This is a genomic window from Opitutus sp., assembly GCA_024998815.1.
Lineage (GTDB): Bacteria > Verrucomicrobiota > Verrucomicrobiia > Opitutales > Opitutaceae > Rariglobus.
On record JACEUQ010000002.1, the window covers coordinates 1,137,864 to 1,164,576 of the forward strand.

Annotated in this window: 24 protein-coding genes, 1 tRNA gene and 2 pseudogenes; 10 read left to right on the forward strand and 17 right to left on the reverse strand. The window is 58.5% G+C overall.

Features of this window, described 5'->3' with window-relative positions:
• Positions 1-5: 5 nt before the first annotated feature.
• Both recJ and H2170_12705 read left to right on the forward strand, forming a co-directional pair.
• Complete coding sequence (gene recJ, locus H2170_12700) at positions 6-1,721, forward strand: single-stranded-DNA-specific exonuclease RecJ (GenBank protein MCS6300934.1); 1,716 nt, start codon at positions 6-8, stop codon at positions 1,719-1,721.
• A gap of 519 nt (positions 1,722-2,240) precedes the next feature.
• Complete coding sequence (locus H2170_12705) at positions 2,241-3,029, forward strand: hypothetical protein (GenBank protein MCS6300935.1); 789 nt, start codon at positions 2,241-2,243, stop codon at positions 3,027-3,029.
• On the opposite strand, the gene H2170_12710 is transcribed toward H2170_12705, so the two are convergent.
• Positions 2,985-4,223 carry a transposase gene (locus H2170_12710; protein MCS6300936.1) on the reverse strand — a complete coding sequence of 413 codons (1,239 nt, stop codon included), beginning with the start codon at positions 4,221-4,223 and terminating at the stop codon, positions 2,985-2,987. The genes H2170_12705 and H2170_12710 overlap by 45 nt on opposite strands.
• Positions 4,224-4,423: 200 nt before the next feature.
• On the opposite strand from H2170_12710, the gene H2170_12715 reads away from it, so the two are divergent.
• Together H2170_12715 and H2170_12720 are read left to right on the forward strand one after the other, a co-directional pair.
• Entirely contained in the window at positions 4,424-5,188 is a 765-nt protein-coding gene (locus H2170_12715) for a trypsin-like peptidase domain-containing protein (GenBank protein ID MCS6300937.1), read from the forward strand.
• Between the two features lie 109 nt (positions 5,189-5,297).
• Positions 5,298-6,092 (forward strand): hypothetical protein, encoded by a 795-nt coding sequence (locus H2170_12720; protein MCS6300938.1) that lies wholly within the window; start codon positions 5,298-5,300, stop codon positions 6,090-6,092.
• 33 nt (positions 6,093-6,125) lie between these two features.
• On the opposite strand, the pseudogene H2170_12725 reads toward H2170_12720, so the two are convergent.
• The 4 genes and pseudogenes from H2170_12725 to der all read right to left on the reverse strand — a co-directional run bounded on the left by H2170_12725 (position 6,126) and on the right by der (position 10,700).
• Positions 6,126-6,812 (reverse strand): annotated as a pseudogene (locus H2170_12725) (methionyl-tRNA formyltransferase).
• A gap of 177 nt (positions 6,813-6,989) precedes the next feature.
• Positions 6,990-8,018: a methionyl-tRNA formyltransferase gene (locus tag H2170_12730; protein ID MCS6300939.1), complete on the reverse strand. Its 1,029-nt coding sequence runs from the start codon at positions 8,016-8,018 to the stop codon at positions 6,990-6,992.
• A gap of 221 nt (positions 8,019-8,239) precedes the next feature.
• Positions 8,240-9,157 carry a hypothetical protein gene (locus H2170_12735; protein ID MCS6300940.1) on the reverse strand — a complete coding sequence of 306 codons (918 nt, stop codon included), beginning with the start codon at positions 9,155-9,157 and terminating at the stop codon, positions 8,240-8,242.
• Entirely contained in the window at positions 9,138-10,700 is a 1,563-nt protein-coding gene (der, locus tag H2170_12740) for a ribosome biogenesis GTPase Der (GenBank protein MCS6300941.1), read from the reverse strand. Before der ends, H2170_12735 begins: the two co-directional genes overlap by 20 nt.
• Positions 10,701-10,939: 239 nt before the next feature.
• Between der and H2170_12745 the strand changes: the two genes are divergently transcribed.
• Complete coding sequence (locus H2170_12745) at positions 10,940-11,275, forward strand: alkylphosphonate utilization protein (protein ID MCS6300942.1); 336 nt, start codon at positions 10,940-10,942, stop codon at positions 11,273-11,275.
• Between the two features lie 283 nt (positions 11,276-11,558).
• On the opposite strand, the gene H2170_12750 is transcribed toward H2170_12745, so the two are convergent.
• On the reverse strand, positions 11,559-12,449 hold the full coding sequence (locus H2170_12750; protein MCS6300943.1) for an NAD-dependent epimerase/dehydratase family protein: 891 nt from the start codon (positions 12,447-12,449) through the stop codon (positions 11,559-11,561).
• A gap of 124 nt (positions 12,450-12,573) precedes the next feature.
• On the opposite strand from H2170_12750, the gene H2170_12755 reads away from it, so the two are divergent.
• A tRNA-Arg gene (locus tag H2170_12755) sits at positions 12,574-12,648 on the forward strand.
• Between the two features lie 204 nt (positions 12,649-12,852).
• Here the strand turns inward: H2170_12755 and H2170_12760 are convergent.
• Both H2170_12760 and H2170_12765 read right to left on the reverse strand, forming a co-directional pair.
• The gene (locus H2170_12760; GenBank protein MCS6300944.1) at positions 12,853-13,125 is read right to left on the reverse strand and encodes a hypothetical protein; all 273 of its coding nucleotides are present in this window, start codon (positions 13,123-13,125) and stop codon (positions 12,853-12,855) included.
• A gap of 109 nt (positions 13,126-13,234) precedes the next feature.
• Entirely contained in the window at positions 13,235-14,479 is a 1,245-nt protein-coding gene (locus tag H2170_12765; GenBank protein MCS6300945.1) for an ATP-binding protein, read from the reverse strand.
• Between the two features lie 321 nt (positions 14,480-14,800).
• Here H2170_12765 and H2170_12770 point away from each other — a divergent pair, with 321 nt between their 5' ends.
• A complete protein-coding gene (locus H2170_12770; protein MCS6300946.1) occupies positions 14,801-17,311 on the forward strand; it encodes a DEAD/DEAH box helicase family protein in 2,511 nt (836 codons plus the stop codon).
• A gap of 342 nt (positions 17,312-17,653) precedes the next feature.
• Here H2170_12770 and H2170_12775 read toward each other — a convergent pair whose 3' ends face one another.
• Positions 17,654-18,613, reverse strand: a complete 960-nt coding sequence (locus H2170_12775) for a hypothetical protein (protein MCS6300947.1) — start codon at positions 18,611-18,613, stop codon at positions 17,654-17,656.
• Positions 18,614-19,099: 486 nt separating this feature from the next.
• Here H2170_12775 and H2170_12780 point away from each other — a divergent pair, with 486 nt between their 5' ends.
• Positions 19,100-19,339, forward strand: coding sequence for a type II toxin-antitoxin system HicA family toxin (locus H2170_12780; protein MCS6300948.1), 240 nt, complete (start codon positions 19,100-19,102; stop codon positions 19,337-19,339).
• Complete coding sequence (locus H2170_12785) at positions 19,336-19,674, forward strand: hypothetical protein (protein MCS6300949.1); 339 nt, start codon at positions 19,336-19,338, stop codon at positions 19,672-19,674. The genes H2170_12780 and H2170_12785 overlap by 4 nt, the downstream gene beginning before the upstream one ends.
• Positions 19,675-19,905: 231 nt before the next feature.
• Here the strand turns inward: H2170_12785 and H2170_12790 are convergent.
• The 8 genes and pseudogenes from H2170_12790 to H2170_12825 form a co-directional block, all read right to left on the reverse strand.
• Positions 19,906-20,463 (reverse strand): annotated as a pseudogene (locus tag H2170_12790) (IS630 family transposase).
• Positions 20,464-20,566: 103 nt separating this feature from the next.
• Positions 20,567-21,334: an ATP-binding protein gene (locus H2170_12795; protein MCS6300950.1), complete on the reverse strand. Its 768-nt coding sequence runs from the start codon at positions 21,332-21,334 to the stop codon at positions 20,567-20,569.
• Complete coding sequence (locus H2170_12800; protein ID MCS6300951.1) at positions 21,331-22,797, reverse strand: IS21 family transposase; 1,467 nt, start codon at positions 22,795-22,797, stop codon at positions 21,331-21,333. The genes H2170_12795 and H2170_12800 overlap by 4 nt, the downstream gene beginning before the upstream one ends.
• A complete protein-coding gene (locus H2170_12805; protein MCS6300952.1) occupies positions 22,794-23,153 on the reverse strand; it encodes a hypothetical protein in 360 nt (119 codons plus the stop codon). The genes H2170_12800 and H2170_12805 overlap by 4 nt, the downstream gene beginning before the upstream one ends.
• A 615-nt stretch (positions 23,154-23,768) precedes the next feature.
• Complete coding sequence (locus H2170_12810) at positions 23,769-24,239, reverse strand: helix-turn-helix domain-containing protein (GenBank protein ID MCS6300953.1); 471 nt, start codon at positions 24,237-24,239, stop codon at positions 23,769-23,771.
• A gap of 290 nt (positions 24,240-24,529) precedes the next feature.
• Positions 24,530-25,459 carry a HipA domain-containing protein gene (locus H2170_12815; GenBank protein MCS6300954.1) on the reverse strand — a complete coding sequence of 310 codons (930 nt, stop codon included), beginning with the start codon at positions 25,457-25,459 and terminating at the stop codon, positions 24,530-24,532.
• Positions 25,456-25,764 carry a HipA N-terminal domain-containing protein gene (locus H2170_12820; GenBank protein MCS6300955.1) on the reverse strand — a complete coding sequence of 103 codons (309 nt, stop codon included), beginning with the start codon at positions 25,762-25,764 and terminating at the stop codon, positions 25,456-25,458. The genes H2170_12815 and H2170_12820 overlap by 4 nt, the downstream gene beginning before the upstream one ends.
• A complete protein-coding gene (locus H2170_12825) occupies positions 25,761-26,036 on the reverse strand; it encodes a helix-turn-helix transcriptional regulator (protein MCS6300956.1) in 276 nt (91 codons plus the stop codon). Before H2170_12825 ends, H2170_12820 begins: the two co-directional genes overlap by 4 nt.
• Before the next feature lie 277 nt (positions 26,037-26,313).
• Between H2170_12825 and H2170_12830 the strand changes: the two genes are divergently transcribed.
• A complete protein-coding gene (locus H2170_12830; protein ID MCS6300957.1) occupies positions 26,314-26,472 on the forward strand; it encodes a hypothetical protein in 159 nt (52 codons plus the stop codon).
• Positions 26,473-26,713 lie beyond the last annotated feature (241 nt).

Genomic DNA, 26,713 nt, shown 5'->3' on the forward strand with positions numbered 1-26,713 from the left:
CGCTGATGCGCTGGAGTTATAAGCCTTTCCCGGCCGATGAGGTCGGGAAATTGAGCACGCAAACCGGGGTCACTCCCGTCATCGCCGAGCTGTTGCTGCGCAACGGCCTCAGTGACCCGGTTGCCGCCGCAAGTTTCTTGCGCCCGGTGCTCGCCGAGCTCAACGACCCCTTCCTTCTACCCAACGTAGAATTGGCGGCGGCTCGTCTACGCAAGGCGATCGAGTCGGCCGAGGACATCGTCGTACTGGGCGATTACGACGTGGACGGCGTGAGCAGCACGACGCTGCTGGTGAGCATTCTGCGACGTTTCGGGGCGCAGCCGCGCTTCGTGGTGCCGCGGCGCATGGAGGATGGTTACGGGCTGTCGCGCAGTGCAATCGACCGCGCGCTTGAGCAGGGCAAACCGCAGCTGTTTATCGCGCTGGATTGCGGAACCAATTCCCATGACGAGGTCGCCTACCTCGTCTCGCAGGGCATCGAGGTGATGGTCATCGACCACCACCGGTCCAAAGAAAAACCCCTCGATCAAGGCCTGCTGGTGAACCCCCACGTGCATGGGTCCGCCGGCGACGAGGCGTGGCACAACTTGTGTACGGTGGGGCTGGTCTTCAAAGTGGCCCACGGCCTGATCAAACTGCTTCGCGCCGAAAACCACCCCGTCGCCCTTCAGGTCAAACTGCGCGACTACCTCGATTTGGCCGCGATGGGCACGGTCGCCGACCTCGTTCCGCTCACCGGCGAGAACCGGATTCTCGCCCGCTTTGGCCTGCGCATCCTTCAGGCCTGCGAGCGCCCGGGTGTCCGCGCGCTCATGCAGATCGCCGGTGTGCGCCCCGACCACGGAATCAACCCCGTGGACATTTCCTTCCGCCTCGGCCCACGCATCAACGCCAGTGGCCGTTTGGCCGACGCGGCACTCTCGGTTGAGCTCATGCTGAGTGACGACGAGCAGTTTTGCGACGAGACGGCGCAGCAGCTCGATTTGTTTAACCGTGAGCGCCAGGAAATTGAGCGCCACATCACGGAAGAGGCCGAGCGCATGATCGAACGCGATTTCGCGGATTGGCCCGGGATCGTTTTATTCGGCGAGAACTGGCACCCCGGTGTGGTGGGTATTGTCGCGGGGCGCGTCAGCCGCAAATACAACCGCCCGTGCGTGGTGCTCGGCAACGAGGGCGAGTTCGCCAAAGGCTCTGGACGGAGCGTCAACGGGGTTAACCTGGTTGAAGTGCTGGGCGCATGCTGCGAGGAGCTCAACAGTTGGGGCGGGCACCCGATGGCGGTGGGCGTTTCCTTAAAGAAAATTCACCTCGAAACGTTCCGTAAGCGGTTTGCAGATGCTGTGCGCTTGGCGGCGGGCAGCGATTTGATCGAGGCCGTTCTGCACCTCTCGGCGTGGCTCACGCCCGATCAGATCCGCGACACCTTCATGGACGAACTCGAAGCCATGCAGCCCTTTGGCCAAGGAAACCCCGAACCTATTTTTGGCGTACGCGGGGTGGTGCTACGTTCACGCCCCGAGGTTTTCAAACTATCGCACTTCCGCTTTAGTTTCGAAGATTCACGCGGCCGGCGGCTTTTCGGAGTCGCATGGAAGATGGCCAATCGCCTGCCCCCGACCGGAGTGCCGCTGGATTTCGCCGTCGAGTTGGCCTGGAACCATTTTAACGACCGTAAACTGCTGCAGGTTGAACTGGTCGACTGGCGCCTGAGCGAGTGATGCGGGCGCGGCCGGAGTGAGTTACCCCGGCGAACAACGGCAATGACGCTCAACGTTTGTCAACCGGCGAGACCAAGCCGAAGGTCCGGAATTCAAACGACTTAGTAACCGCGTAAGACCTAAAATCACGAAAAAAAACGCCCAAAGCGGTAGAAGTTCAGCCAAAAATTTTTATGGTTTTAAATTTCCGTTGGAGGAACTCCCTGAAAAATTAAAAGGGGGTGAGGCCCGATAAAAGGATGTTAAAAATCCAGTAATCTGCTTCATAGCAGAATCTTATGGGCCACTAAATATGGCCAAAGAAAAAGATTCACGAAAGCGTCTTTCTGTGTTTTTACGTAAGATTCACAAACTGGATCCATGCGTCGCCCTATAAACCAAAAATGACGGACGCTATGCCGCAACAAAACCCTGCAAAGTGAATACATGCACTCGGTAAAATTTCAGCAGGCATTTCACGCACCCATCTAGTCCCTGTTCTAACGCGCCCCCCACTCTCTTAACATCTAAATAACCAACATGAAAAACGGCTACCTCTTCGCGCTCATACTGAGCATAACCCTACTCGTGGGATACAAGTACAATCAGGACCGTGTAGATACGCTTGAGAAGCAACTCAAGGAGCTTCGAGTGGCAAAATCGAAAACCGGTGATGCGATAAATAATCTACGACTCCCGTTACTTAATTTTTCGGGAACACCGATCCAGAAATTCGTCGAAACCCTAAACGTTGTTTCAGCGGAAATCGACCCGGAAAAAGAAGGGGTTAAATTAGTACTCCTTGATTCCGAGAACATTGACTATCGAGTAACCACCTCGATTCAACATCTGTCCTATAAGGCAGCACTTGATTTAGCACTTAAAGGTTCAGGACTAGAGTACGTTGTAGACAGCAAATGCGTGGTAATTCAGAAAAAAGTCCGGACAGTCGGACGGAATTGGGCGAATGGAGTTGAGCTGGCCAGCCGGGAACAAAAAAGCGCCATTTATACAATCAAAACCAAGAATCGGGTATCCACTATTACCAAGACCGAAGTGGGAACTGGGTTTCTGGCGAAGATAAAGGGAAAGTTTTTCATCGTCACCAATTTACACGTAATCAGGGGCTGCTCGGACCAGGACTCGATTGAAATAAGGAATATCAGTGGCGATCGGCTAAGCGTTGGAAACGTATACGCTGGTTATGGACACGACTTGGCAATTATGCAGGTTACTCCTTCCAGCGTGGACACCTACGCCTACAACGGTGTCCAAGTTTTAGATCTATGGGTTGGCATAGAGCAGTTTAAGTTGCGGCAGCAGAGCTGAAATAGGGCAAGAAGAGAACCAATGTGAGCGCAACCAGCGGAGAAGTTTCACACTGCGCTGAAGCGGTCGCAATACGGTTGTGAGTAAGGAGCAAAGAAGCCGGTCATTTTTTTTGGCGGTCGCGATTTGGTCGTCTAATCGTTTTTGTTGCCGACGGAGGCCCGCCTCATTTTTGATTTGATAATCTCGTTCTAATTTTTGCTCAAACAGGACCAGTAGGTTATGGGTTAGGCAAAGAAAATGGGCCTGTATTTGCTTGGCGGTTGAGCTCGACGCCCACGCCTTGGATTCCTCCAGCTTGTTTTTAAATTGATCGAAAACCTTTTCAATCTCCCAGCGTTTTTTATAAAGCCAGGCGAGAAGCCCTGGCGGTAAGTCAAAAACGCTGGTGATGAACTCATACACCTCACCACTGACTGGATCGCGGTATCGTATTAAGCGCACACGCACCTGATGGGCGGCGATGACTATTTCATCCGCTATGACGCCATGATTAATGGGATCAGCACGATCAAACAACTTCGAAGCGAAGGGCTCAAACAGGAGATTTTCTTTGGTGCGTGAAAGAAAATAGACGCCGGCAGTTTGCTTCCAGTTATGCCAGAGAGGAAAATCAAGGCCTGCGCGATCCCAGATCCAAAGAACTTTCTTGCCGGTCGGCTCCCCCATACGCAAAGCATTAGAGCCGAGTCGCTTGATCACGCTCATATCGTGTTCTTTTTTGCCCTCAGTGAGTGCAAGATGTTGCATGGCATGAGTTCGAATATTAAGGGCATATAAATGTCCTACCGGCCAACGGCGTTCATCAATTTTCTGATCGTGCGAAGCCGCCCCATGCCAATGACCGTCGCCGGCATAGAGGGCATAATTATCAACGGCAGCGGGCAGTTCGGTAAAGTTTTCGAGCAGGGCGGTGGCCTGCACCGAAACATCCATTAATAAAGCCAACCTGCGTTCGCTTTTCAGTACTTCAAAGAAGTGCCCCGTAGCGGGACAAGACTCGAACAAGGAACCGACTTGTTGAAGAAAACCGCGACCGCTTCGAGGATCCGATAGAGCTCTGGTAATACCAAGCCGAAGGAATGCATCGTCAGTCAATTCCGGGCATTGACGCGCGTACCTAGAAGCGGACGCGAGTCCGGTAAGCGGCCCGAAAAATACTTCGTTTAAAGCGAGGGGATGAAGTGTAGCCATGAGGCCCAAAAAAATTTTTACATGTGCCTCGTAAAGCCTTATATTGAAGTATTTTAAGGCCAATTAACACCCGCCGCAACACACGTAATTGGCATGGCTCGACCCCCAGTCCGTGCTGGTTCGCGACGGCCCCAAAGGGGCGCTTCCGAGCGCTGTGTGACGCCCCCCTGCACAGAAAATACTTCAAAACTTGGACACCGTTGTACGCCTATGAATTTCTTGATGATGTAAATAGTATCACCAAGGAGGACGGCATTTTGATCGTAGGAAATCCACTAGGGGAAGGAACTATCCTGGAAGCCAAGGGCGCACTTAGAGGCTTCGGTCCGCAAATCATTGAATATGATGCGGCTACATTTGCAGGTAACAGTGGCAGTCCGGTAATTCACATACCGACCCAGAAAGTAATCGGCGTCCATACCTACGTCAGCATTCTGGGGCTGGACAATATATTTTCAAAGGACGCGATCAGCAAACCCAACTCGCCTCTTTCCGGTACTGCCCGTCGATTCGGGACTCGCTTTGATTCAATCAAAAAGTGGGAACCTTTAGTTTGGGCCGAATGGGTGCGCCAAGATAAACAAATGGATGTATTCTGGACGCGCTTATATTCATTTAGGTCACTGGCATCCGCCTCGGGCGTTTCGTTTGATCGCCAAGCTGTAATGCTCACCCCTGATTTGTGGAAGGCCTACGAACGCTACGAAATCGACATGTCCCGGACGCCATCAACCCAAGGTGCTGATGAGGCCGTGAAGCGCGTCCTCTTCAACATCGATGCGTTAGTTGGGTCTTCTGGAGGCTACCTGAATGAGATAAGAAAAGCCAAAACAAGCTTCTTTTCACATTATCAAAATGAATTGGAAACCATCGAAAACGACCAGATTCAATTCAATGAACTGTGGGGGCGGCGCAAGGTCGATGTATTACATACGATCGAGGTGGCGAATGCCAAGAGCCACTAGTTGTATATCGGGTTAAAGCGCAAACCAACCACCGAATCTACTGTCTCAATCGGCTTTCGCCTACAACAAGAACCTGGGGTAAAAACGCTAAAATCAAGCGCGCTAAGTCATGAAGAAAATAAACATAATCGCACTATGCCTAGTGACCCTTACGGGTTGCGGTAAGCTTGATAATCAGTCCAAGCCGGAACGTGTTGCGCCGGCGCCGACAAAGCCCGGAAAAAGTGATCCGGCTCAAAACACCCCAGAACAGCCACGACTGCAGACAGAAACTATTCCTGCTTCTACGCCTGCCGAACGCATGCCCGTCGTAATTGATTCACTGCCTAAAGAACCAGTCAAAGTGCCGATGCTGGGCCGTGTATGGACTTCTGCTGACGGCAGAACACTTGAGGCTGAACTCATTACACGCAGGGTTGATACCGTTACCTTACGACGAAACGCAGACAAAAAAGAGTTCACCTTACCTATATCAAACTTGTCCGATGCCGATCGTGTCTACTTAGGAACCAGTTCGGTGCCTGTTACCCAAGTTAAAGCTTTTGATTTATCACGACTGAATACGCTCAAGACAGCTATTCCCACACTCGCCGCGATTGCCCCCCTAGATTCATCCGACCCCATCATCACCGACTCATACTCAAAATACAAAAGAAGCATCCAAGTTTTGTCGCAAACGGGCTACGCGAGGAGCCTTGAAATGATACGCGGACAAATTGAATCCGATTTGAAACGCCTCGCGCCTACTTCTGTAACGGTTCTAAAAAATCCACCCATTCTCACGCCTATGGGTTGGACCAAGGGATCAGGTGCCTGGCGCGAGGTGTGGGCGGCTCGCTCAATAATGGCTTGGCTCAACGGGCCCCTGAACAACTACCTGACCGAATTGGAAAAGCTGAGGTAAATATTGATAGGCTATACTTAACCCCGTCTGGCCTTAAACAGCTCGTTTGTACGGGAACGGCACCGGGCCGACTAATACCGGCAAGGGCACCGAGGGTAAAACGGCGCCGAGCTCTACGGGGAAGCCCCTTATAAATTCCGCCGCAGATAACATTCTCCCGCCCGGCTTTTGCAGGCGCAAACACCGCAGCTCGCCTCCTCCTCCTGTCGCAATCCGCAACCCTTCTGCATCCGCCCCCACGATGCTGCCAGCCGGTTGTTCACCGCTTCGGTAATCACTCGCCGCAGATTGCACCACGACTTCGGCTAGGCCGATTTTGACCGGCTGACCCGCAATTTCCACCGTGCAGGCCGGCCACGGGAACAGTCCATTGATCCGCGCTGCCAGCACTTCAGCGCGTGCATTGAAATCAAGCCGGCCGTCGTCCTTCACCAACCGCCGGCAAAAACTCGCCGCCGCATGCTCCTGTTCAATAAAAAACAAGTCCTGCGCGGCCAGTTTCGGCAAGGTGCGCGCTAACAGCGGAACACAGGCGGCGGCCAATTTCCCCTCGATCTCTAGCGCGGTATCGTGAGGCGCGATACCTACCCGCTCAACATCGGCAACCGGGCCGGCGTCGAGCTGGCGGACGATGCGCATGAGCGAAACCCCGGTCTCAGCCTCACCGTTGGCGATCGCCGTTTGGATCGGCGAGGCGCCCCGGTATTTGGGAAGCAACGACGCTGGCGCAGTCGGGCCAAGGGGTCGGGCCGTTACATGGATACATAGCGCTGAAAAGGTGCCAGGCCGTTACATCGCTCAATAATGGCTTGGCTCAACGGGCCCCTGAACAACTACCTGACCGAATTGGAAAAGCTGAGGTAAATATTGATAGGCTATACTTAACCCCGTCTGGCCTTAAACAGCTCGTTTGTAGGGAAACGGCGTCGGCCCGACTAACACGGGCAAGGGCACCGAGGGTAAAACGGCGCCGAGCTCTACGGGGAAGCCCCTTATAAATTCCGCCGCAGATAACATTCTCCCGCCCGGCTTTTGCAGGCGCAAACACCGCAGCTCTCCTCCTCCTCCTGTCGCAATCCGCAACCCTTCTGCATCCGCCCCCACGATGCTGCCAGCCGGTTGTTCACCGCTTCGGTAATCACTCGCCGCAGATTGCACCACGACTTCGGCTAGGCCGATTTTGACCGGCTGACCCGCAATTTCCACCGTGCAGGCCGGCCACGGGAAAAGTCCATTGATCCGCGCGGCCAGCACTTCAACGGGTGCATTGAAATCAAGTCGGCCGTCGTCCTTCACCAGCCGGCGGCAAAAACTCGCCGCCGCATGCTCCTGTTCAATAAAAAACAAGTCCTGCGCGGCCAGTTTCGGCAAGGTGCGCGCTAACAGCGGAACACAGGCGGCGGCCAATTTCCCCTCGATCTCTAGCGCGGTATCGTGAGGCGCGATACCTACCCGCTCAACATCGGCAACCGGGCCGGCGTCGAGCTGGCGGACGATGCGCATGAGCGAAACCCCGGTCTTCGCCTCCCCGTTGGCGATTGCCGTTTGGATCGGCGAGGCGCCCCGGTATTTGGGAAGCAACGACGCGTGCAGATTCAGCGTGCCGAGTCGGGGAGTGTCGATGAAATCCTGCTTCAGGATGTGCCCATAAGCCATGACCAGCGACACGTCGGCGGACAACGCAGCTAGCTGCGCCCGCACTTCCTCGCTGATTTTTTCCGGCTGATAAACCGGTAAGCCGCGGGCAAGCGCCCACGCTTTGATGCCGTTGGGCGTCACCTTCTGGCCGCGCCCCACGGCCCGGTCCGGCTGGGTAAACACCGCCGTCACCCGGGCGAACGCACTGCCCTCGCCTGCCAGCCAATCGAGCAGCGGCAAGGCGATGATGTCGGAGCCAAGAAATACAACGTTGAGCGGTGCAGGCATAATTCTAATTAGCTTTCAAGTTGAGGCTTACGGCCTCCCTTGAGCTCACGCTCAAGGCCACACACTTCACAAACACCTTCCTCGTGGCCTTGAGCGTGAGCTCAGGGTGTTTAGCCAAAGGTATCCGCGCCCCCAGGAACCCGATTGATTAAGCTCATCTTGAACGCGAATTAGCATAAGTTAAAAAAAAGCGGGCGGCCCGTGAAGGCCGCCCGGTGCACTTACTTCAGCGTCTTGATCCACTTGCCCACCGTGGCGGCGAGTTCGGCGAACGCGGCGTCGGTGGAGGGTTTCTTGAGGCCGTCGAACACGCCCCAGTGTTCAACGTGCGTGACCGACTCGCCCGGGGCGAGTTTGACCAGCGGGCTGAGGGTTTCCAATTCGATCATTTCGCCATTGGTGAACACCTCGAAGGGGCAGCCAAAATCAGGATACGTGGCGCCCTTGATGACCGGCGCGAATTTGACGAAGGTCACGCCCTCGACCCAGTAAGCCGACCAGCCCGGGTAATTGGTGATGCCGAACTTCTGCGCGGCCTTAGCCTTCGGCACGTCGATGCCGATGAAGTCGCGGTGCATATCCCACACCGGCAGGGACAGGTCGGTGTAGGTCCAGGGCACGAAGGAATACGACGGCAGCAGGTCGCCGTCGGCGTGGTTGCCTTTGGGCAGGAGCGGGAGGGTGGCATAACCACCGCCGCGCAGCATGGTCAGCGCCCAGGCGGCCGTTTCCACCGTCCACAGGCCGTGGTTGGTGAGGGCGTGGGTGACCTTGAGCGTGCGCTCGCCGAGCACCTCGAGCTTCATGGCCTTTTGCAGACCGGTCTTGTCCTCGGTGGGCTGCGCCAGGGCGATGCCGTTTTTGAGAGGCTTGACCGCCAGCGGCGAGTCATCGGGCTGGTAGGTGCGCACGATGTCCTCGGGCGAATGCCAGAGACGGTGGCCGCCACGCAGGTAATAGCCGTGGTAACGCTTCTCGTCGTCGGGCATCTGCAGGAACAGATTGCCCGCTTTGGACCCGGCGGTGGACGTGAGCGACACCACGCGCGGACCAACCGCAGTGGTGACCGTCAGCGAAAACGCCTTGGTGGTTAAAACGACGGCCTCGCCGCCACGATAATCAGTCTTCGAGTGTTTCATGGGTTTCATCGTCATCGAAAGCAGCTTCTTCGCCCTCTTTCCACTTCGGAATATGCGCCTCCGGGTGCTCTTCCTTGAAGATCAGACCGGCGCGTTTGGCTTTGCCGGAGTAGGCGGTGCCCGGCTCATGTTTTTCCTTGCCCACCAGCTCGAAGTAAATCGGGCAGCCGTTGAGCTCAAAGGCGTCAACCAGGCCGGCTTCGAGATAACGACGGTACTGCTCGGTGAGTTTCTCCTCGCGGTTGCAGAAAATCTTAATGCGGAACGGACGGTTGCCCGTCTGCAACGCGTAGTAGGCGCGGAAGCGTTTGCCGCCGATCGCCGGCGGGGGCGTGCGCTCAGTGAGGAAGGTGATCGTCTTGTTGAGCTTCGCGGTGGGGATGCGAATATCCAAAATGCGGTTGAGCTTCACCGCCGCGTTGAGCATGCGGTCGATCTCATAGCCGCTCATCGCCGAGGCAAACACCACCGGCGCACCGGGGGTGAAGAACAGCCCGTCAAAAAGGGCGCGCTCGTACTTTTTGCGGTAATCGCGCTCGCTGTCGAAACCGTGAATGGCGGCATCGGGGGCGCAACCGGGGTCTTCGCCTTTTTGGAAGGCGCGACGGACCACGTCCCACTTGTTCACCACGATGACGATCGGCTTGCGCTCCTTGACCGCCTCGCCGGCGATGGCCTTGTCCTGCTGGGTCACGCCGTCGATGGCGTCGAGAACGAGGAACACCACGTCGGTTTCCTTGATCGCGTCGAGTGAACGCAGGCGGGAGAAATACTCCACGGGCGAGGCCAGCTTGGTGGCGGCCTTGATGCCGGCGGTGTCGATTAACTTAAAGGGATACATCTTGCCGTTGCGCCCCTTGAAATCGAAGGGCAACGAGATGGCGTCGCGGGTCGTGCCGGGCACGTCGCTGACGATCAAGCGGTCGCTGCGTAGGAGACGGTTGCTCAACGAGGATTTCCCCACGTTGGGGCGGCCAATGAAGCACACGCAAAGCGGATCAGCCGCGGTTTTGTCGGTCGGCTCGGCCACCACCTCGGGCACGGTGCCGATGCGCTTGAGGATTTCCTCGCGCAGGTAGCTCTCGTTGCGTCCATGTTCGGCGGATACGCGCAACGGTTCGCCCAAGCCGAGTCGGTAAGCCTCGGAGAGATCAACCTTGTCGTCGTCGAAGTCGGCTTTGTTGACCACGAGGACCACGTCCTTCTTGGACTTGCGCAGCATGCGCGCGATGTTGATGTCGAGGGCGGTCAGGCCCTCAAGACCGTCGATGACGAACAGGATCAACTGGGCGGTATCGATGGCGAAACCCACCTGCTGTTCGGAGGCGGCGGTGAGGGCGGCCAGGCCGACGTCGCCGTCCTTGAAGCCAAGGCCGCCGGTGTCGAGCAGGGTGAAACCACCTTCCTCGATTTCGGCGGAGATGACGTCACGGGTGACGCCGGGCTGATCGTGGACGATGGAGATGCGCTTCCGCGCGAGCCGGTTAAACAGACGGCTCTTGCCGACATTGGGTCGGCCGACGATGACGACGGTGCGGTTCATAAATAGATAAGCCGAGAGACATACAATGGGGAGCGGCCCGCGCCCAGCCTATAATGCGGCGCTCCACGAAAGCGCTGGAAGGGCCTCGTGCAGCCGCAGTTTTACCGAAGGATGGTGCCACGTGAATCGGCTGAGCAGGGCCGCTTCAAGTTGAAACGCCTGTGAAGACGACGGGGCTACTTGAGCGTTGAAATCAACGGCGGCGGCGCCCGTGATCGGCGCTTAAACCCAACGCTACCATGTCCAATCCCGCCTGCCCTGCCTGCACCCTCGACGACGTACTCAGCCATCCCGCTCACTGGGAATGCGCCACCTGTGGCAACGAATGGCCCAAGGAGGCCGCTCCCGAAGTCGCCCGTGTCGTCAAAGACGCCCACGGCAATATCCTCGTCGATGGCGACACCGTTGCGCTGATTAAGGACTTAAAACTGGGCAGCTCGTCCCACGTTTTGAAGCAGGGCAGCAAGGCCAAAAACATCCGCCTGGTCGACGGCGACCACGAGATTGACTGCAAAATCGACGGCACCGCCTTGGCCCTCAAAGCCTGCTTCGTTAAAAAAGTCGTCCTCACCTGAGGCTGGTTCGAGCGTCGGGCCGCTGGCACTACGAATGCACGTCCATGATGAGCTAAACGAAATCGGCTCATCCGGCTGCGGATGCCTCTACGCGCACCTTGAGCTCACGCTCAAGGCCACACCCTTCGTGAACTCACACCTTGAGCTCACGCTCAAGGCCACACCCTTCGTGAGCTCAAGGATTCAGCCAGACTCAATTTGAAAGCTAAGGAGCGAAACGCACGCGTTCAGACCAGTTAACTCCCGCATTACGCCCCTGCCCGAACGTTGCATTCCTTCGCCCTTACTTTACCTCGGCAAAGTAAGCGTCATAGCCCTCGCGAAACGTCGGGTACTGCGGTTTCCAGCCGAGCACCTGCTTGATTTTATCATTGGCGATCACCCGGTCGGGCGTGACACGCCGCCGCCCCGGAGCCGATTCCCCCGTAAAACGCGGCGCCGGCAGCCCCAGTTTACTAGCCAAATAGGCCGCCACTTCCCCCTTCGTCGCAGCACCATCGTCAGCGACATTGAACACCCCTCCACTCACCTCGATCGGCGCCTCAAATGCCGCCCAGATGGCACCCGCGATATCGTCACGGTGGATAAGATTAAGCCGATGCCCGCCCAAGCCCGCGATCTCGCCGCTGCCCGACCTGAGCTGATCGAGCAGGTAATGCCGGTCGGGACCGTAAATGCCCGCCAAACGCAGCACGAAGCCGCGCTTCCCGGAACGCAGCAATCGATCCTCGGCCTCGACCAACGGATTCCCTTCCAGCCGCGTAGATTCGATTGAGGCACTTTCGTCCACCCGTGCACCCCCACCCTGTGGATACACCGAGGTGCTGCTGGTGTAGACCAGCGAAGCGACCGGCACCTGCCCGGCCCAACTGAGCACCGATTTCATGCCCTCGACATAACTGTGCCAGTAACCCTCCGGTCCGCCCCCGCCAGAACTCACACAATTGAGCACCAAATCCGCACCACCGGGCAACCGTTCATGCCAGTCAGTATCCGCCAGATCAGCGATAATGACATCGGCCCCGGCCACCGACAACGCGCAGGCTTTTTCTGGATTGCGCGTCAGCGCGGTGACCCGCAAGCCGCGGGCAAAGGCCTGCTGCGCCACCACGGCCCCGACATAACCGGCCCCGAAGATAACGAGGTGGCGGGGCTCGGTGGAAAACAGGTTCATATCGGTGCAGTGAAGGCGGTCGATTCCTCTGCCGAAAGCCTTTTTGTTGGTTAAGAAGGTGGCGGCGAACCGTCTTTGCACTCGACAGCGCGAGATGAGCGGACGATTTTCGCTGCTCAGTTTTGCAGGCGTAGCACAATGGATAGTGTAGCGGTCTCCGAAGCCGTAGATGTGGGTTCGATTCCCGCCGCTTGCACCAGTTTTGAAAACCCCGTTTCGCCCGCCGAAATGGGGTTTTTTGTGCCTTTCTCGCTTGGGGGTAGATTTCCTGTATTTACCTGCGCTTAATTCAATTTGCTCGGTTTTGAACCACTTAAAACACCCTCACTTCAGGCACGAAGATCACCCTTGATGTCGGCGCCGGCCCGTTCGCTTTCAGCCCCAAACCCCATCCAGCGCTGACCTAATACCCAGCGCCGACACTGAGGTTAACCCGGTGTTCGGAGTATTGCGGATTGAGGATCGCGTCGTAGCTCAAGCGCACCGTCCAGCCGTTGGGCAACAGCGCCGACAGGCTACTAGTGCCGGGATTAATGTACTCACTGCCACCGGTCTGTGGGTTAACCCTAAAAGCGTCTGCACCGGCGGCCAAACGCGCGGTGATAGGGTTGGGGTTATACGAATGGCGGCTGGCGCTCAGGCTCAGATCGGGAATCCACCCGATTTTTTTGGCCACAAAGGGGCGGCTCACATGGACCCCGAGCTTTGTGATGAGTGAATCCGTGGGCCGAATTTGCCCCTATCCCACTCGGTTTCGCCTGCGTAATCCCGGCCAAGTTACCTGCTCACATTTCCCAAAGTTTGGCCAAAGGCACGGCAAGAAACCGCGGATCACCCAAAGCGAAGGTGTTTACCCCGGCGTGGAAAAGAATCCCGCCCGCGAAGTCGTCGCCACACTGTGCCGCGAGTCGTCGTAGCCCGGAGGCATCCGCCGCCGATGGGGTGGCGGTGGCTTTGACCTCTACGCCCCAGGTGCGAGTGCCCCGCGTTAGCACCACATCGACTTCGACCTGATCCTTGTCGCGGTAATGCCAGAAGCTCAGGTCAGGATCGGTCCACCCCGACTGCGCCATGAGTTCCTGAAGCACATAGGATTCAAGCAGATGACCAAAACGATCCCGCCGCGCGGGCCAATCCCCGATGGTAAGCGACGCCAGCGAGGCGGCGAGGCCGGTATCGATAAAATGCACTTTAGGGGTTTTGATCAGCCGCTTAGCCTCATGCCGATGCCAAGGCTGAAGACGCCGAACGAGGTAAAGACGTTCGCAGGCCGTGAGGTGGTGCTCCACCGTCTCGCGACGCAGGTCGAGTTCGTTGCCGAGGGTCGTGAGGTTGAGGAGTTCGCCGGTGCGCAGAGCAAGGAGGGTCAGCAGCCGCGACAGATCACGTGGTTCCTTCACGCGCGCGACGTCCTGCACGTCGCGCTCCAGCAGCGCACGAAGGTAATCGCGATGCCAAGCGCGGGCACGGGCCGGAGTGCGTAAACGCGGTTCAGGAAAACCGCCCGCCACAATGCGAGCCGCCAACCCGGACGGATCGGGTATCACTCGATCGGTGACAAGTGAGGGCTGAAGTCGGCCTGCCAACCAAGCGGCGAGGAAGCCTCCGGGTGCACGGTTCATTTCGGCGGCTGTGAGCGGATGCAGTTCCAGCACCGTCATGCGACCAGCCAGGGAATCGCCGAGTTTGGGTAGGAGCAGTAGATTGGCCGAACCGGTGAGCAGGAACCGCCCCGGGCGCCGGTCACGATCCACGGAAAGCTTAATGGCTCGGAGTAACTCGGGGGCACGCTGGATTTCATCAATGATGACGGGGTCGGGCAACGCGGCCATAAAGCCGTTGGGATCGCTCCGGGCCAAGGCCAGCGCATCGGCGTCATCAAGAGTCACGTAACCGTAGTTCGGACCGAGGGTGCGAACGAGCGTTGTTTTGCCGCATTGGCGCGGGCCGAGGAGGCACACCACGGGCGTATCGGCAAGGGCTGCGCTTAACGCCGTCGCGAGGGCACGGGGTAGAGGAGTGTCGTCCATATGCGGCACAGTAGTGCGTCTAAACGCTGGTTTGTCTAGCGTCCAATCGCTGGACAAGAAACCCCAAAACGTCGACTTCCGTGTATGACACTAACGGCAGACAAACCGGTAACCTTGTTCGTAAGATTCATTCCCGAGACAGCTCGGAATCAAACTAGGAAGTACTGTAGCCCCGGGGCATTCCTAGTTGACCAGAAAAAATGAGATGGGGGCCCCACATGCACCCGATGCACTGGCGCAAAACGCGCCTGCCGATTTCCCCATCCGCGCCTCCGCGCGAATCCATTGCCGCGAGCCACTCGGTCAATTTAGGTAATGCCGATGAGCCTGAATCCGCCGTCTTCCGAAAACCTGGAATTACTCCGGGATAAACTCGGACGAATCCGTGCCGAGGCACTGCAGCTGGAAGCCGAGATTGCGGCGCGCGAGACAGACCGGCAGTTGGGTTTCACATCCGCACTGGATAGTGGCGAACCGGCCTCGAACGCCGATGCACCGCCGGTGACGCCGGAGGCAAAGGTGGCGCTTTTCCTAAAACTCTTTGCGACTCGCCGTTCGGTTTTCCCAAAGCTCTGGGAAAACCCCAAGACTGGGCGCATGGGCTACTCGCCCGTTTGTAACAACGAATGGCGCACCGGCATCTGCCAAAAACCTCGAGTTAAATGCAGCGAATGCTTGCACCAGAAATTCCCACCACTCGATGAGCGGGCGGTCGAGGCTCACCTACGCGGAAAACACACGCTCGGGGTGTATGCGATCGCCGTAGACAACACCTGCCGGTTCCTCGCGGCCGATTTCGATGGTGAAGGTTGGCGCGGTGACGTGGTCGCCTACCGCGACGCCGCCGCTCGCAGCGGGATTACCGTGGCGGTGGAGCGCTCGCGTTCAGGCAATGGCGCCCATGCCTGGATGTTCTTTACCGAGTCCGTGCCCGCCGCGCTGGCTCGACGCCTCGGCCTGCTGCTGATTGCCCGCGCTTCAGCGGCGCGGCCCGCCCTCGGACTGGCGGCCTATGACCGTTTGTTTCCCAATCAAGACACCCTGCCCGCCGGCGGTTTTGGCAATCTCATCGCGCTGCCCCTGGCCCGCGAGCCACGCCAGAAGGGCAATACCGTTTTCTTGGATACCAGCTTGGAGCCGACTACCGACCAATGGGCGTATCTAGGAAAATTGCCCCGACTGCGCCGCCAGGAGCTTGAAACCATCGTTGCCCGCCTTTCGCCGCAGGCACCGCTGGCCGCGCTGGCCGCCTCCACTCAAACTGCGGCTGGGCAAACCCGTGAGCCCGACCGTGACGGAGAAAGCGATGGTGAAACCGCCTTAGCCCTGCGACACGACGAAGCGCTGCTGGATATTTCGCATGCGCCGGTGCGGGCCGGTCTGGTTACCGGCGAAATCACGGTGCGGTTGGATGCGGGGATTCACCTGCCGCGCACCTTGCCCACCGCATTGCTGGCAGCCCTGCGACGCCTCGCCACGTTGGCCAACCCAGAGTTTCACGAAAAACTCCGCCTCCGCTTCGCCACCTACGACACGCCACGGTTCCTCTTCGCCGGCGAATGGCACCCCGACCGGCTCGTTTTGCCACGCGGCGTATTGGTTAAAAGTCTGGCGCTATTGGAGCAGGCGGGCGCGACGGTGGTGCTGCAGGACGCCCGTACTCCTGGTGCCCGCATCCCTTGGACGTTTACCGGGGAACTGCGCCCCGAACAGACCCTCGCCGTTAAGACAATTGCGGCGCACGACACCGGCGTGCTGTGCGCGCCGCCGGGAGCAGGGAAAACCGTGATGGGTTGCGCCCTCATCGCCCAAACCCGCGTCTCAGCGCTGGTGCTGGTGCACCGGTCCGTGCTGCTCGATCAATGGCGCGAGGCGGCCATGCGTTTCCTTGGACTGAAGCGCAAAGAGATCGGCGTATGGCGGGGTAAAGCGCCCCGCCTCACCCAGCGCCTGGACATCGCCATGCTGCCGAGTGTGGCGCGAGCGGAGGATTTCGCCGCGGTTTTTTCGAACTACGGACTGGTGATCGTGGACGAGTGCCACCATCTGCCCGCCGCCACTTTCGAAGGGGTGCTCAAAGCCTGCGCGAGCCGACGCGTCTACGGATTAACCGCCACCCCGGCGCGCAAGGACCGGCTGGAGAAACTGATGTTTTTCCAATGCGGCCCGATTCGCCACACCCTTGGAAACACGCCATCGAAAGTCACCCGTACCGTGCGTATCCGCCGTACTTCCTTCACCCTGCCGAATGGTGTTGGCGGAAACGAGCCACGGCCACCGATCCACGAAGTCTGGCAGGCCTTGGTAGCCGACGAAGGCCGCAGCGACCTGATCGTAGCCGAATTATTGGATTGTGGGCGAGCGGGTCGCTCACCGCTGGTGCTCGCGGATCGCACGGCCTACCTCGACACACTGGAAGGTAAATTCGCTGCCAGGGCACCACAGACCACCCATTACCGTTTGGATGGGAGTATCGGGAAAAAAGCGCGGCGGCTGGTCTTGGATGCGATTACCCAACACTACGCGACTGGCACGCCCTTTGTGGTGTTTGCGAGCGCCTCCTTGGTGGGTGAGGGGCTGGATATCCCAAGGCTGGACACGCTCTTCCTAACCATGCCGCTCTCGTTCAAGGGGCGGTTGGTGCAGTATGCCGGTCGGCTCCACCGGAGCCACGAGGCCAAGACCACGGTGCTCATCCACGACTACCTTGACGCAACCCCATTGACCCAAGCCATGTTCCGGCGGCGGTCGGCCGCCTATGGAAAAATGGGATACATCATCGAAGATCCAGAAAGCGAACCGAGTACTGACGAGCCTGCGCAATTACTTTAAAATCACAACCTGTTATGAAAATGAGAAATATAGGCCTAAATCCGTGGTTTTCGCCCCGATCCCGTCTTCACGAAGTCAACGCGGATCCGACATTCTCTAAAAAACTCCTCATTGGCTGCCCGAGGCATTTGAAAATCCGAACTTTGCTGAGGCAAATCGAGGTTTTACCACCGTGATTGCCCGTGTAAAAAAACAACTGCCTCGCTTTCGCCATGTGGCAAGTCGCCGCCTTAACTTAATGCGGCGGGGGAGCCGTTTCGCTTCATTCGCGTCACGGGTCGAATTCGACCATCAAGCCACTTATTTCCTCCCGTGCGATTCCTGCCACGTTACCCGCTCACATTACGACTGGTCGTCGGGTGGGCATTGCAGCCCAATCTCGGCGAGTTTGATCGCTCCCCAGGAGCCGCGGCGGACGAGCGAAATATACGGGTCGATGACTGCCAGATCAGCCAAGCCCAGCACTCGCACGACGTTTTCGTCGTGGAGATCATGGGCGAGCACGCCGGTCTGCGGATGAACATAGGCGAAGTACCCGTCGTCTAAAACCTCGTTGTGATAAAGCTGCACGGAAGCGAAGCCGATGGCGGACATTAGCGCATCGGTCTCATGCTTGGTGACCGGAGGGCGCTCGGTGTCGATCTCAACGTGGGATTGGGAAACCACGGGAGCCAAGGCCTTGCTCTTGGGGTTAATGGTAAAGCCTTCCAACCGGTAGGCGGTTTCAGGGAAGAGCACGGCGTGCAAACGCATCCGCTCAAAATAGTCGCCCAGAGTACTCTGGTTCACGCCGTAGTAGAGGCGTTTGAACCAGCGATTTTTTGCCTGGTCGTGATAAACGTGGTGCTCGGCTCCACCTCTACGGCCTTGAGCTTCCCACGCGGTCAAAAAGACAGCCTCGTCAAAAACCGGCCCTTGGGACTCCACCCAGCGCCGCAAATGGGTGCGCCCAGCGCGATCGACTGCGCTCAGGCGGCTCAGCTCGCGGAGACTTTCCGGGAGCTGTGGGATTTCAGGTAGTCGTAGCCCCTGAGCGCCTGCGCGGTAGATACTTTCGGCCGACTCAAAATCGAAGCCAGCGTGGCCTTCTTCACATGAATCCGGGGCGAGGGCACGGAGAGCGCGCAAAGCGGTTTCGACTGGGTGGGAGGCATAACGATTATCAGACCTAAGTTGGATCGCCTGCTCCGTCAAGGCGGCGGGCGACAGCAGGGTGCCCGAGCGTTGCCCCTGTTGAAAAGCCTGCGCCGCGCCGGCGGACGCGGTGGAAGGCGGATCGTCGGGTGAACGTGGAGGCGACATCAGGAACGGGCTAAATCAGGCGATGGCTAGAGTTTGAGCCGGGAAACCGGCTTGGCCAAAACGAAAAGCAGGCAATTCGAAGCGGTCAACCGTTTCACTTTATGTAGAGCAAATTACAGGATCCTCCGCGAACCGATTGCTGTTCGCATGGTGTCCAATAAACCCATTTCGCCCAGTTCCCGTCTCCACTCAGTCAACCGTTATCCGACATTCTCTAAAAAGTCCTCATTGGCTGCCCGAGGCATTTGAAAATCCGAACTTTGCTGAGGCAAATCGAGGTTTTACCACCGTGATTGCCCGTGTAAAAAAACAACTGCCCCGCTTTCGCCATGTGGCAAGTCGCCGCCTTAACTTAATGCGGCGGGGGAGCCGTTTCGCTTCATTTGCGTCTCGGGTATGTGGACAGAGGTAAGGCCTGCTAGCGTTTTTAGCGAACGAGGGTTAATTACGTTTACAAAACCCAACGCTTGGGTTAAGGCTCTAAACATGGGCAATTGGAAGAAGACCCTCGAAAAGCTGATGAGCGGCCAAGCCGATGCCGGGATTGGTTACGACGATCTTTGCCACCTGCTCAAGCGTCTTGGCTACACGGCCAAGCAATCCGGCAGCCACAACGTCTTCCGCAAGACGGGCTGCCAGATGATCAACGTACAGAATGCTGGCGGCAAGGCCAAGTCCTACCAAGTCGCCCAAATCCGCGAACTCCTTAGAATAGAACAAAAATGAAAACCACCACCCACGCCCGCGACTATGAAATCCGCATTTGGTACAGTGCCGCCAAAGGCGACGAGTGCTTTGTGGCGCAAGTCAGCGAGATGCCTGGAATCATGGCTCACGGGGCGAGTTGCGAAGAAGCGGCACACGAAATCAACGAGGCGCTCACCTTGGCGTTAGCCATAGCTGCGGAAGCGGGAGAAGCCCCTCCAGCGCCGAAACATAACGCACTGGCGGCGCTGGGCCGAGCAGGCGGGGCAACGAAGAGCGCGCGGAAAAGTGCTGCGGCCAAGCTCAACGGGCTACGTGGAGGACGACCGCGCAAGGGTAAGGTAATCGTCGCCTGAAGCGAAGTCCGCTGCCAGCAAATCGGGTTTCACTCCTCCCAGCTTACCAGCAACCCCAGGGGATCCGCTACGCTTTATCCCAATTATCGCTCACCATTATTCATGGGCTTCAATACGCTTTCGGCACTGGCCACGGGACGCGACTTACTCCCCTGTACAGAACCCAATCTGGACGTCGTGGCGTAGCGACATACTTCTTCGCATACTCCGGAATTAGGCCAGTTCTAGTGCTTAATTGCGTAGATTAATGATAGTATTTCTGAGTTGGCTTCCCTTGACCTCGCGCTTGCGCCACTTGAACGGCTTGGCATTGGGCAGGTAGGCGGCGACGAAAGCGTCAATGGCCTGACTAAGTTCGGCGACGCTTCTGAAGTTCGCGCCCCGTAGCGCCTTCCTTGTTAGTATGCCGAACCAGATTTCAACTTGATTGAGCCAACTCGCCGAGGTTGGGGTAAAGTGGAAGTGGACATTGGGGTGCCGAGCGAGCCAAGCGTCGCACTTTTTGTGGGTGCAATAATTATCCAAAATCACGTGGAGTTCTCTCTCGGGCGGGTGATCCGCCACCACTTGGTCCATGAACAGCAGGAACTCCTCCCGGCGCTTAAGGGTGGTTTTCTGCGTCTTGATCAAGCCCGTGGCCACATCAAGGGCAGCGAACAAGTTGAGTGTACCGTGGCGCTTGTAGGTGCTTTTGAGTCCCTGGACGATTTTACCATTGTCGGTCTCCACGTAACCGGTGGCGCGCTCTAGGGCTTGGATGCCAGGCTTTTCATCCACACTTATCACCAATGTGTGAGCGGCGGCGCGAACACCGTCTATTTCTGGCGGTTACAAAATCACCTGTCGTAAAAGCCGATGACCGGCCCCGCCAGGGGCCGATCATCAGGCCCGGTCAGCTTGCAGGTTCGTCGGCCAGGCGGTCTTTCATGCGGTAGGATTTGCCCTCGATGACGACGGTCTGGGCCCGGTGCAGTAGGCGGTCCAGGATCGCCGCGGTGATGCCAGCGTCGTTGTTAAAGATCCCTGCCCAGTGTTTGTAGGCCTTGTTGGTGGTGACGATCAGCGAGCCGCGTTCGTAGCGTTGGCTGACGATCTGGAAGAGCAGGTCGGCCCCCGACTTGTCGAGCGGCAGGTAGCCGACCTCATCGAGCACGAGCACCGCAGGGGTCATGTAACGCTTCAACTCGGCTTGCAACCGGTGCAGGGACTGGGCGGTGACCAAAGCGTTGATCGCGTCCACCGCCGTCGTAAACAGCACCGTGTAGCCCGCCTGGCACGCCGCGTAGCCCAACGCGCTCGCGAGATGTGTCTTCCCAAGCCCCACACCACCGCAAAACACCGCGTTGGTGCGCTCCTTGACAAAGCCCAGTTCGAAGAGGTGCCGCACCTGCGCTTCGTTCAACTCCTTGGGCCAGTCCCACTGGAACTGGTCGACGGTTTTCTTGACCGGGAAGCGCGCTGCCTGGATGCGCCGCTCCAGCGCCCGGATCTGGCGGTCCTGGGTCTCGGCCTGCACCAGTCGGCGTAAAAATTCGGCGTGCGAACAGCGCGCCTTGGCCGCCTCGGCCGTGAGTTCGCCGTGGTGGCGCAGCAGGTAACCGAGTTTCAGGTACTTGAGTTGATCTTTTAATAAATCGGTTTTTTCGGGTTCTGTTTTCATTGGGTATAGGGGCTTAAATCCGGGGGACGCAGTTCGAGTTCCAGTGCGGCCAACGCGTCGGCGCGGGTGAGGTGGATCGGCCCGGCTTGCGGCAAGGCCCGCGCGCGTTGTTCGAGCAAGTTGAGGATGTAATCGCTGGAGTAGGCGCCGAGTTCATGGGCGCTTTCGATCGCCCGGCCGACTGCCTCCGTTCCATACAGGGCCACCAAACCCACGATAGTCGCCAGGTGGTGTCCCGCGTTGAGCCGGCGCTCCTCCAGCCCCCGTTGGTAGGCGGGTGCCGCCGGGCTCAGTTCCAAAAACCGTAGCCGCAGGCGCTGCCGCGCCCCCTGCCGTTTGCGCTCCTCGAGTTCGCGCACATGCTCGGGGTTTTCCACATCGGCGCGGCGGGCAAAACTGCGGGCATGCTCGGCCACCAGGGTGCGGTCCGCATAAAACCTCACCTGCGCCCCCTCGATCTGCGCGGTGAGTAGCGCCCCGGCAAACTTCGTGGGCACCGAGTAGCGGTTCGTTTCGATACTCACCCGGCACCGCCGCGACGCCCGCACGCTTAAGGTGCGCACCGCCGGACTGGCCACCGGGTTAAGCGGCAGGAGCGCAGCGCGCTCCTCGGGCAGCCGGTCCACCGGCCGGCCCTGGGTTTCAGCGTGAACGCGCACGTTGGCCACCGTTTCCAGCCACAAGCTGGCGGCCGGCCCCAGCTCGGTAAACCCGTTCATCTGCCGCCCGCCAAGGAAGCTTTTTTTCACGTAACCCACCGCGTTTTCCACCATGCCCTTGGACTGCGGATGCCCCGGCCCGCACGCTTTTATCGTAAACCCGTAGTGCCGGGCAAAGTCCAGGTACTGGGCGTTGTACACCGGGTCGGTCCCGGGCACATGCGAGAGGACGGCCGTCTTGCAGTTGTCCACCATCACCTCGCGCGGCACCCCGCCGAGTTTTTCAAAGGCGCGCCGGTGACAGCCCAGCCACCACTCCTGGCCCTGCCCGAGGGTAAATTCCACATGCAGGAACCGGCTGTACCCCAAAACCATGACGAAAAAACTTAAAGCCCGCCGGGTGCCGTCCACCTCCACCGCGCCAAAACTGCCCCAGTCCACCTGCGCGGTCTGGCCGGGGGCAAACTTGAGGGTAAGAAACGCCTCCAGGTTCCTCGGCCGCACCCGCCGCACGTAGTCTTTCAAAATTGAATACCCGCCCGTGTACCCCCGCTCGCGCACCTTTTGCCAGAGCTGCATGGCGGTGAACGGATGGGCCTCCAGCCACCGCGCGATCGCCGGCTTGTGCACGTCGAGCTTGCTTGGCCTAGGCACCTGCGCGGCCTGGCTGCGCACGTACTTTTCCTGCGCCTGCCAGCGCCTCACCGTCTGCACGTGCAACTGGAGCGAGCGGGCGATTTGCGGCGCACTGTGACCGGCCGCCTCCGCCTGTTTTATCCGGCAATACAGTTCGTAATCGATCACGCGCCCACCTCCCGGCTCGGCGGCGGCGTTGCCGCCAGCGTGTGCGTTGGCCTGCCCCGGTCCAAGGAGAGCACCTGGTAAAGTGGCGCGGCGTAGGCGATCACCCCGGCCTCGATTAACTGCCGACGCGCCTCGACCAGGCCGTCCTCGCTGAGCGTGAGCAGCCGGGCCAGGGTGCGCGTGGCGTAGTAACTCAGCCCGTCGGCGTCACCCACGGTTACCAGGACCAGATAAAGTCCCCAGGCGGGGGCACTGGCCCGCCCCAGGTAATTGCCCCGCACCAGCCGGTGGTCCAGCCAGCTAAACTGGGCCGGCGTGCGCCGGAGTTGTTCGCGATCGATCGGTTGTTTTTGCATAATCGGGCGGCTGGACGTCGATGCCCAGGATCACCCGCCCCCGGGATTGCAGGTGTCGCAGCATGGGTTCGAGGTCCTCTTGTAACGTCACTCCGGCGAACTGCGCGATAAGCCCCACGAGCACAGGGTTTTGCGACTCCCATCTGTCTTGTAACGCCGCGCAGGGATTCGGTAACGCCACCTCGGCGACCGGCTCGGCTTTAGGCTGGTGCACAACGGATTGCGTAGTTGGGATGTCTTGTAACGCCACCCGCCGTCGCGGCCCCCTCCGCCTTGAGTACCCCGGATTGGCCTTCCGCCACTCCTGCACCCGTTGGACATTTTCTGGGCCTTTCCAGTGGTCGAGGTTCTCCGGCTTCGCCAACCATTTGGCCTGACTGGCCGCCCGGCTCGCCCGTCGGCATCCCGGCTTCCCGCAGTAGCGCTGACGCTCGCGGTTATGCGCGTCGGGCAGAAAGAAATCGGCACAGTGCAAACACTTGCGTGAACCGGTTGGATGCATCGCTGTGCATCCGCCAAGCGTCCCGCCGGTTCAATCTCCACCCATTCGCACCCCTCATATCCCCAGCCGGACAGGGAAGAAAACCCACCCACGGAAGAAGAGTATTACTCTTTTTAAGGGGAAGAAGATCCACCGAAGAAGAAGTGCATTCCTAACCGCCAGAAATAGACGCTTTCCCGCTCGCCGCTCACAACCAATGCCTTTTCCGGTGGGCTCAGGTAGAGCCCGACGATATCGGCTGCCTTGGCTGCGAACTGCTTGTCAGTGCTCACGCACCACGAGCGCTGGCGCTGCAGGCAAATGCCCTCCTTGCGCAGCACTCGCCAGACCGCGTGCACCGAGCCGCCGAGCACACGGGCCACCGCTGGACCATCCCAGCGCGCCTGCCCCGGAGGGGGTGGCCCTTCCAATAAAGCCAGCACCCGATCTCGAAAGTCCTCACCGTAGGTGCGCTTCGCGCCCGGCCGTGCCGCATCATCCAGCCCCTTCATGCCAAGCAGCACAAAGCGATCCCTCCACTTTATTACGGTGTTCGGCCTGGTGTTGCAGCGGCGCGCCACCTCTTGCACCTGCTCGCCACTCACGCACCCAAGGATCATCCGGGCGCGCTCAACTCGCTGCCTCGACTCAATCCGGCTGGTTGCCCGTTTTTCTAGGGATTGCTGATCCCCCTCGCTACAAGTGATTCGCACGGCTTTTCGTCCCATCTACAAAGCGGATACAATATCACTTATTATTGCAAGTAAGCACTAGGTAACTGGTAGATTGGTCGTCATTGCCATTCAGTATTGTTATTTCAGATACTAAAATAAATCGCCCTCCACCGGCCACTTAATCGAAACGACGGCGTCCCAAGGTGCTATCATTGCGCGTTTCATTTCAACCCAAGCCGATCGCGCCGCTCAGCGGACAACTCACGGTAACGCGTTTTCATCACATCGGAGAGAAAACTGGAATCAAGGCGCTCATGCCAATCACGGCAGGCCACGACGAACTTGGTTTTCGTCTGCTCGATCACGGCGGGAGATAACCCGAGTCGCTCGACCGCAAGGTAGCGCCAGAAATCATTGGCCCTCAAATTGGACTTCTTGCCGTTGAGCGGCAACGCGAGTTCCTCCCGACTTCTCGGATTGGGAATGGTGCTATTAAGCAGGTCATAGGCAGGAGATAGCTCCACCTTGTCGTCGCGGGTGACCAGCGACCAATTCTTGAGGTGCATGTCCTCGTTGCCAGTCAGGAAAGAAAAGAGCAGACGCTCGAAAAAATTGATACGCTCCAGTGCCGGAAAAGTGCAAAAGCGGTCGATGATCTCGATCAAGCGCTCCGTACTGGAATCATACTTCGTGTCGCGGCTGGCACCACTCAACTGCGCGAAGTCCTCCACCGGTTGCCTGTCCCTGCCCACGCGATCAAAACGACGGATAAAATACGACCGAGTGCCATCGGCATTAAGGAGTAATCCGTGCACAGGAACTTCGATGCCTAAGGTAGCCGCTAACGACATCGTCACCGCTTCGTTCTCAGGCAGCTCCGAATACACCAGGTGCGGCGGCTTCACGATATAGCGGCCACCCGTGTCGACGATCTCCATCCGTCCCTCGCTCACGTGCAACACGGCGCTGACTTTGGGCTGCATGCCCTGGATGGACATTTTCACGGCGCGCGCGGCAGCCTCCTCAATCAACTGCTCGCGCGTGAAGGGCAACGGTGCGAGCGATTGCAGCCGCCGGTCCAACAGGCGCAAGCCCTCCGGTGAATAGGAACCCGTCCCCGCCCACTCTGCGTTGGTGATCAGGCACCTCATGCCGCCTCCTCGATTCGCAACGACCCAACGACATCGTGACCGACCGCGAGCAACTGCCCAAAAAAATCATACCGATCCAACTTGCGATGCCGCAGGAGTGCGTCGAGTTGACCCCCCTCCGGCAGCAACCCTTCGAACGGTGGCGGGAACTGAGGAAACACCCATATCTGCTGAGTCGTCGGCATGGTGAGCGACACCGGTTCGCCGCAGAATCCAGGAGCGTAGGTGAACCGAAAGGCCCCATCCCCGACGGGCTCCAAAATCCCAGCGAATTGGTCCTGCTGAAAAACGCGGGCTGTTCTCATGATGATTCAGCCCTTGGGGATTCGGTCGTAGCAGGTATGGTTGCCTCGGTTGTCGCCTTGGCTGCGATGCGTTGCAGCAGAGGGCTTCGCCATTCGACCGTGATGTTAAGCACGTGCAAAATTTTTTGCAGCGTGTCCCACTGCACCGATTCCTTGCCGTGTTCCAAATCCCAGACGACGGTCTTCCCCACGCCTGCCAGCTTCGCAAGCTGCGGCTGAGTCAGCTCGGCCTTCTTACGGTGAGCGAGAATAAGTTGTGCCAACGATTGCATTTACTGCCTTAACGGCAATTCGGAGCAAAAAGACCAAGAGTGGACGAGGCAACATCGATTCATACTGAATATTACCGCCATAGGGGTGTTTTCAATAGAAACGCCCAATAACCCAAGAGCAGGCCATTAATCACGTCAATTTTACTGCCAGGGAGGTAAAAAAGAGTGCCGTGGTGGGAACCTCGTGGGTGGGATTTGTGATTGAGCAGCTGGTGACGGCGACCCGGTCGCGTTCGACCTATTACAGGCAACCCACGGCGGCGCGGAGCTGGATTTGATGCTGATCATTCGCGGTAAACGCTTCGGCTTTGAGTTTAAACACAGCGACGCGCCGGCCGCCACCAAGTCGATACACACGGCCTTAAGAGAACGCTTAACCGCCCTGCCCGATCACCGCCGTGCCGGCCCTTGCCAAAAGCCGGCCTTCCTCGCCTGATGCCCGCACGAACCGGCCATGGGGACTGAATTGGGCATCATCACGGTGTTTTTTTCTTCACCTCGGAAACAACCACACTGAATCCACGCGTCGGGGAATCGGGCGGAGGAATCTCAACCGACCAGAAGAAGTCCGCCAACGGTGGTCACGAGACGGTGGCCATGCTGAACGAGTTGCCGCAGATGGATGCCGGCTGGTTTTAGTGGCGCATGCAAAGGGAGCAGCTCGGAAGCTACTCGGA

Bases quoted from the DNA above. Each gene is read 5' to 3' on its own strand.
- recJ (MCS6300934.1), top strand. From the start codon at position 6: ATGCGCTGGAGTTATAAGCCTTTCCCGGCCGATGAGGTCGGGAAATTG.
- H2170_12705 (MCS6300935.1), top strand. From the start codon at position 2,241: ATGAAAAACGGCTACCTCTTCGCGCTCATACTGAGCATAACCCTACTC.
- H2170_12710 (MCS6300936.1), bottom strand. From the start codon at position 4,223: ATGGCTACACTTCATCCCCTCGCTTTAAACGAAGTATTTTTCGGGCCG.
- H2170_12720 (MCS6300938.1), top strand. From the start codon at position 5,298: ATGAAGAAAATAAACATAATCGCACTATGCCTAGTGACCCTTACGGGT.
- H2170_12730 (MCS6300939.1), bottom strand. From the start codon at position 8,018: ATGCCTGCACCGCTCAACGTTGTATTTCTTGGCTCCGACATCATCGCC.
- H2170_12735 (MCS6300940.1), bottom strand. From the start codon at position 9,157: ATGAAACACTCGAAGACTGATTATCGTGGCGGCGAGGCCGTCGTTTTA.
- der (MCS6300941.1), bottom strand. From the start codon at position 10,700: ATGAACCGCACCGTCGTCATCGTCGGCCGACCCAATGTCGGCAAGAGC.
- H2170_12745 (MCS6300942.1), top strand. From the start codon at position 10,940: ATGTCCAATCCCGCCTGCCCTGCCTGCACCCTCGACGACGTACTCAGC.
- H2170_12750 (MCS6300943.1), bottom strand. From the start codon at position 12,449: ATGAACCTGTTTTCCACCGAGCCCCGCCACCTCGTTATCTTCGGGGCC.
- H2170_12765 (MCS6300945.1), bottom strand. From the start codon at position 14,479: ATGGACGACACTCCTCTACCCCGTGCCCTCGCGACGGCGTTAAGCGCA.
- H2170_12770 (MCS6300946.1), top strand. From the start codon at position 14,801: ATGAGCCTGAATCCGCCGTCTTCCGAAAACCTGGAATTACTCCGGGAT.
- H2170_12775 (MCS6300947.1), bottom strand. From the start codon at position 18,613: ATGTCGCCTCCACGTTCACCCGACGATCCGCCTTCCACCGCGTCCGCC.
- H2170_12780 (MCS6300948.1), top strand. From the start codon at position 19,100: ATGGGCAATTGGAAGAAGACCCTCGAAAAGCTGATGAGCGGCCAAGCC.
- H2170_12785 (MCS6300949.1), top strand. From the start codon at position 19,336: ATGAAAACCACCACCCACGCCCGCGACTATGAAATCCGCATTTGGTAC.
- H2170_12795 (MCS6300950.1), bottom strand. From the start codon at position 21,334: ATGAAAACAGAACCCGAAAAAACCGATTTATTAAAAGATCAACTCAAG.
- H2170_12805 (MCS6300952.1), bottom strand. From the start codon at position 23,153: ATGCAAAAACAACCGATCGATCGCGAACAACTCCGGCGCACGCCGGCC.
- H2170_12815 (MCS6300954.1), bottom strand. From the start codon at position 25,459: ATGAGGTGCCTGATCACCAACGCAGAGTGGGCGGGGACGGGTTCCTAT.
- H2170_12820 (MCS6300955.1), bottom strand. From the start codon at position 25,764: ATGAGAACAGCCCGCGTTTTTCAGCAGGACCAATTCGCTGGGATTTTG.
- H2170_12825 (MCS6300956.1), bottom strand. From the start codon at position 26,036: ATGCAATCGTTGGCACAACTTATTCTCGCTCACCGTAAGAAGGCCGAG.
- H2170_12830 (MCS6300957.1), top strand. From the start codon at position 26,314: ATGCTGATCATTCGCGGTAAACGCTTCGGCTTTGAGTTTAAACACAGC.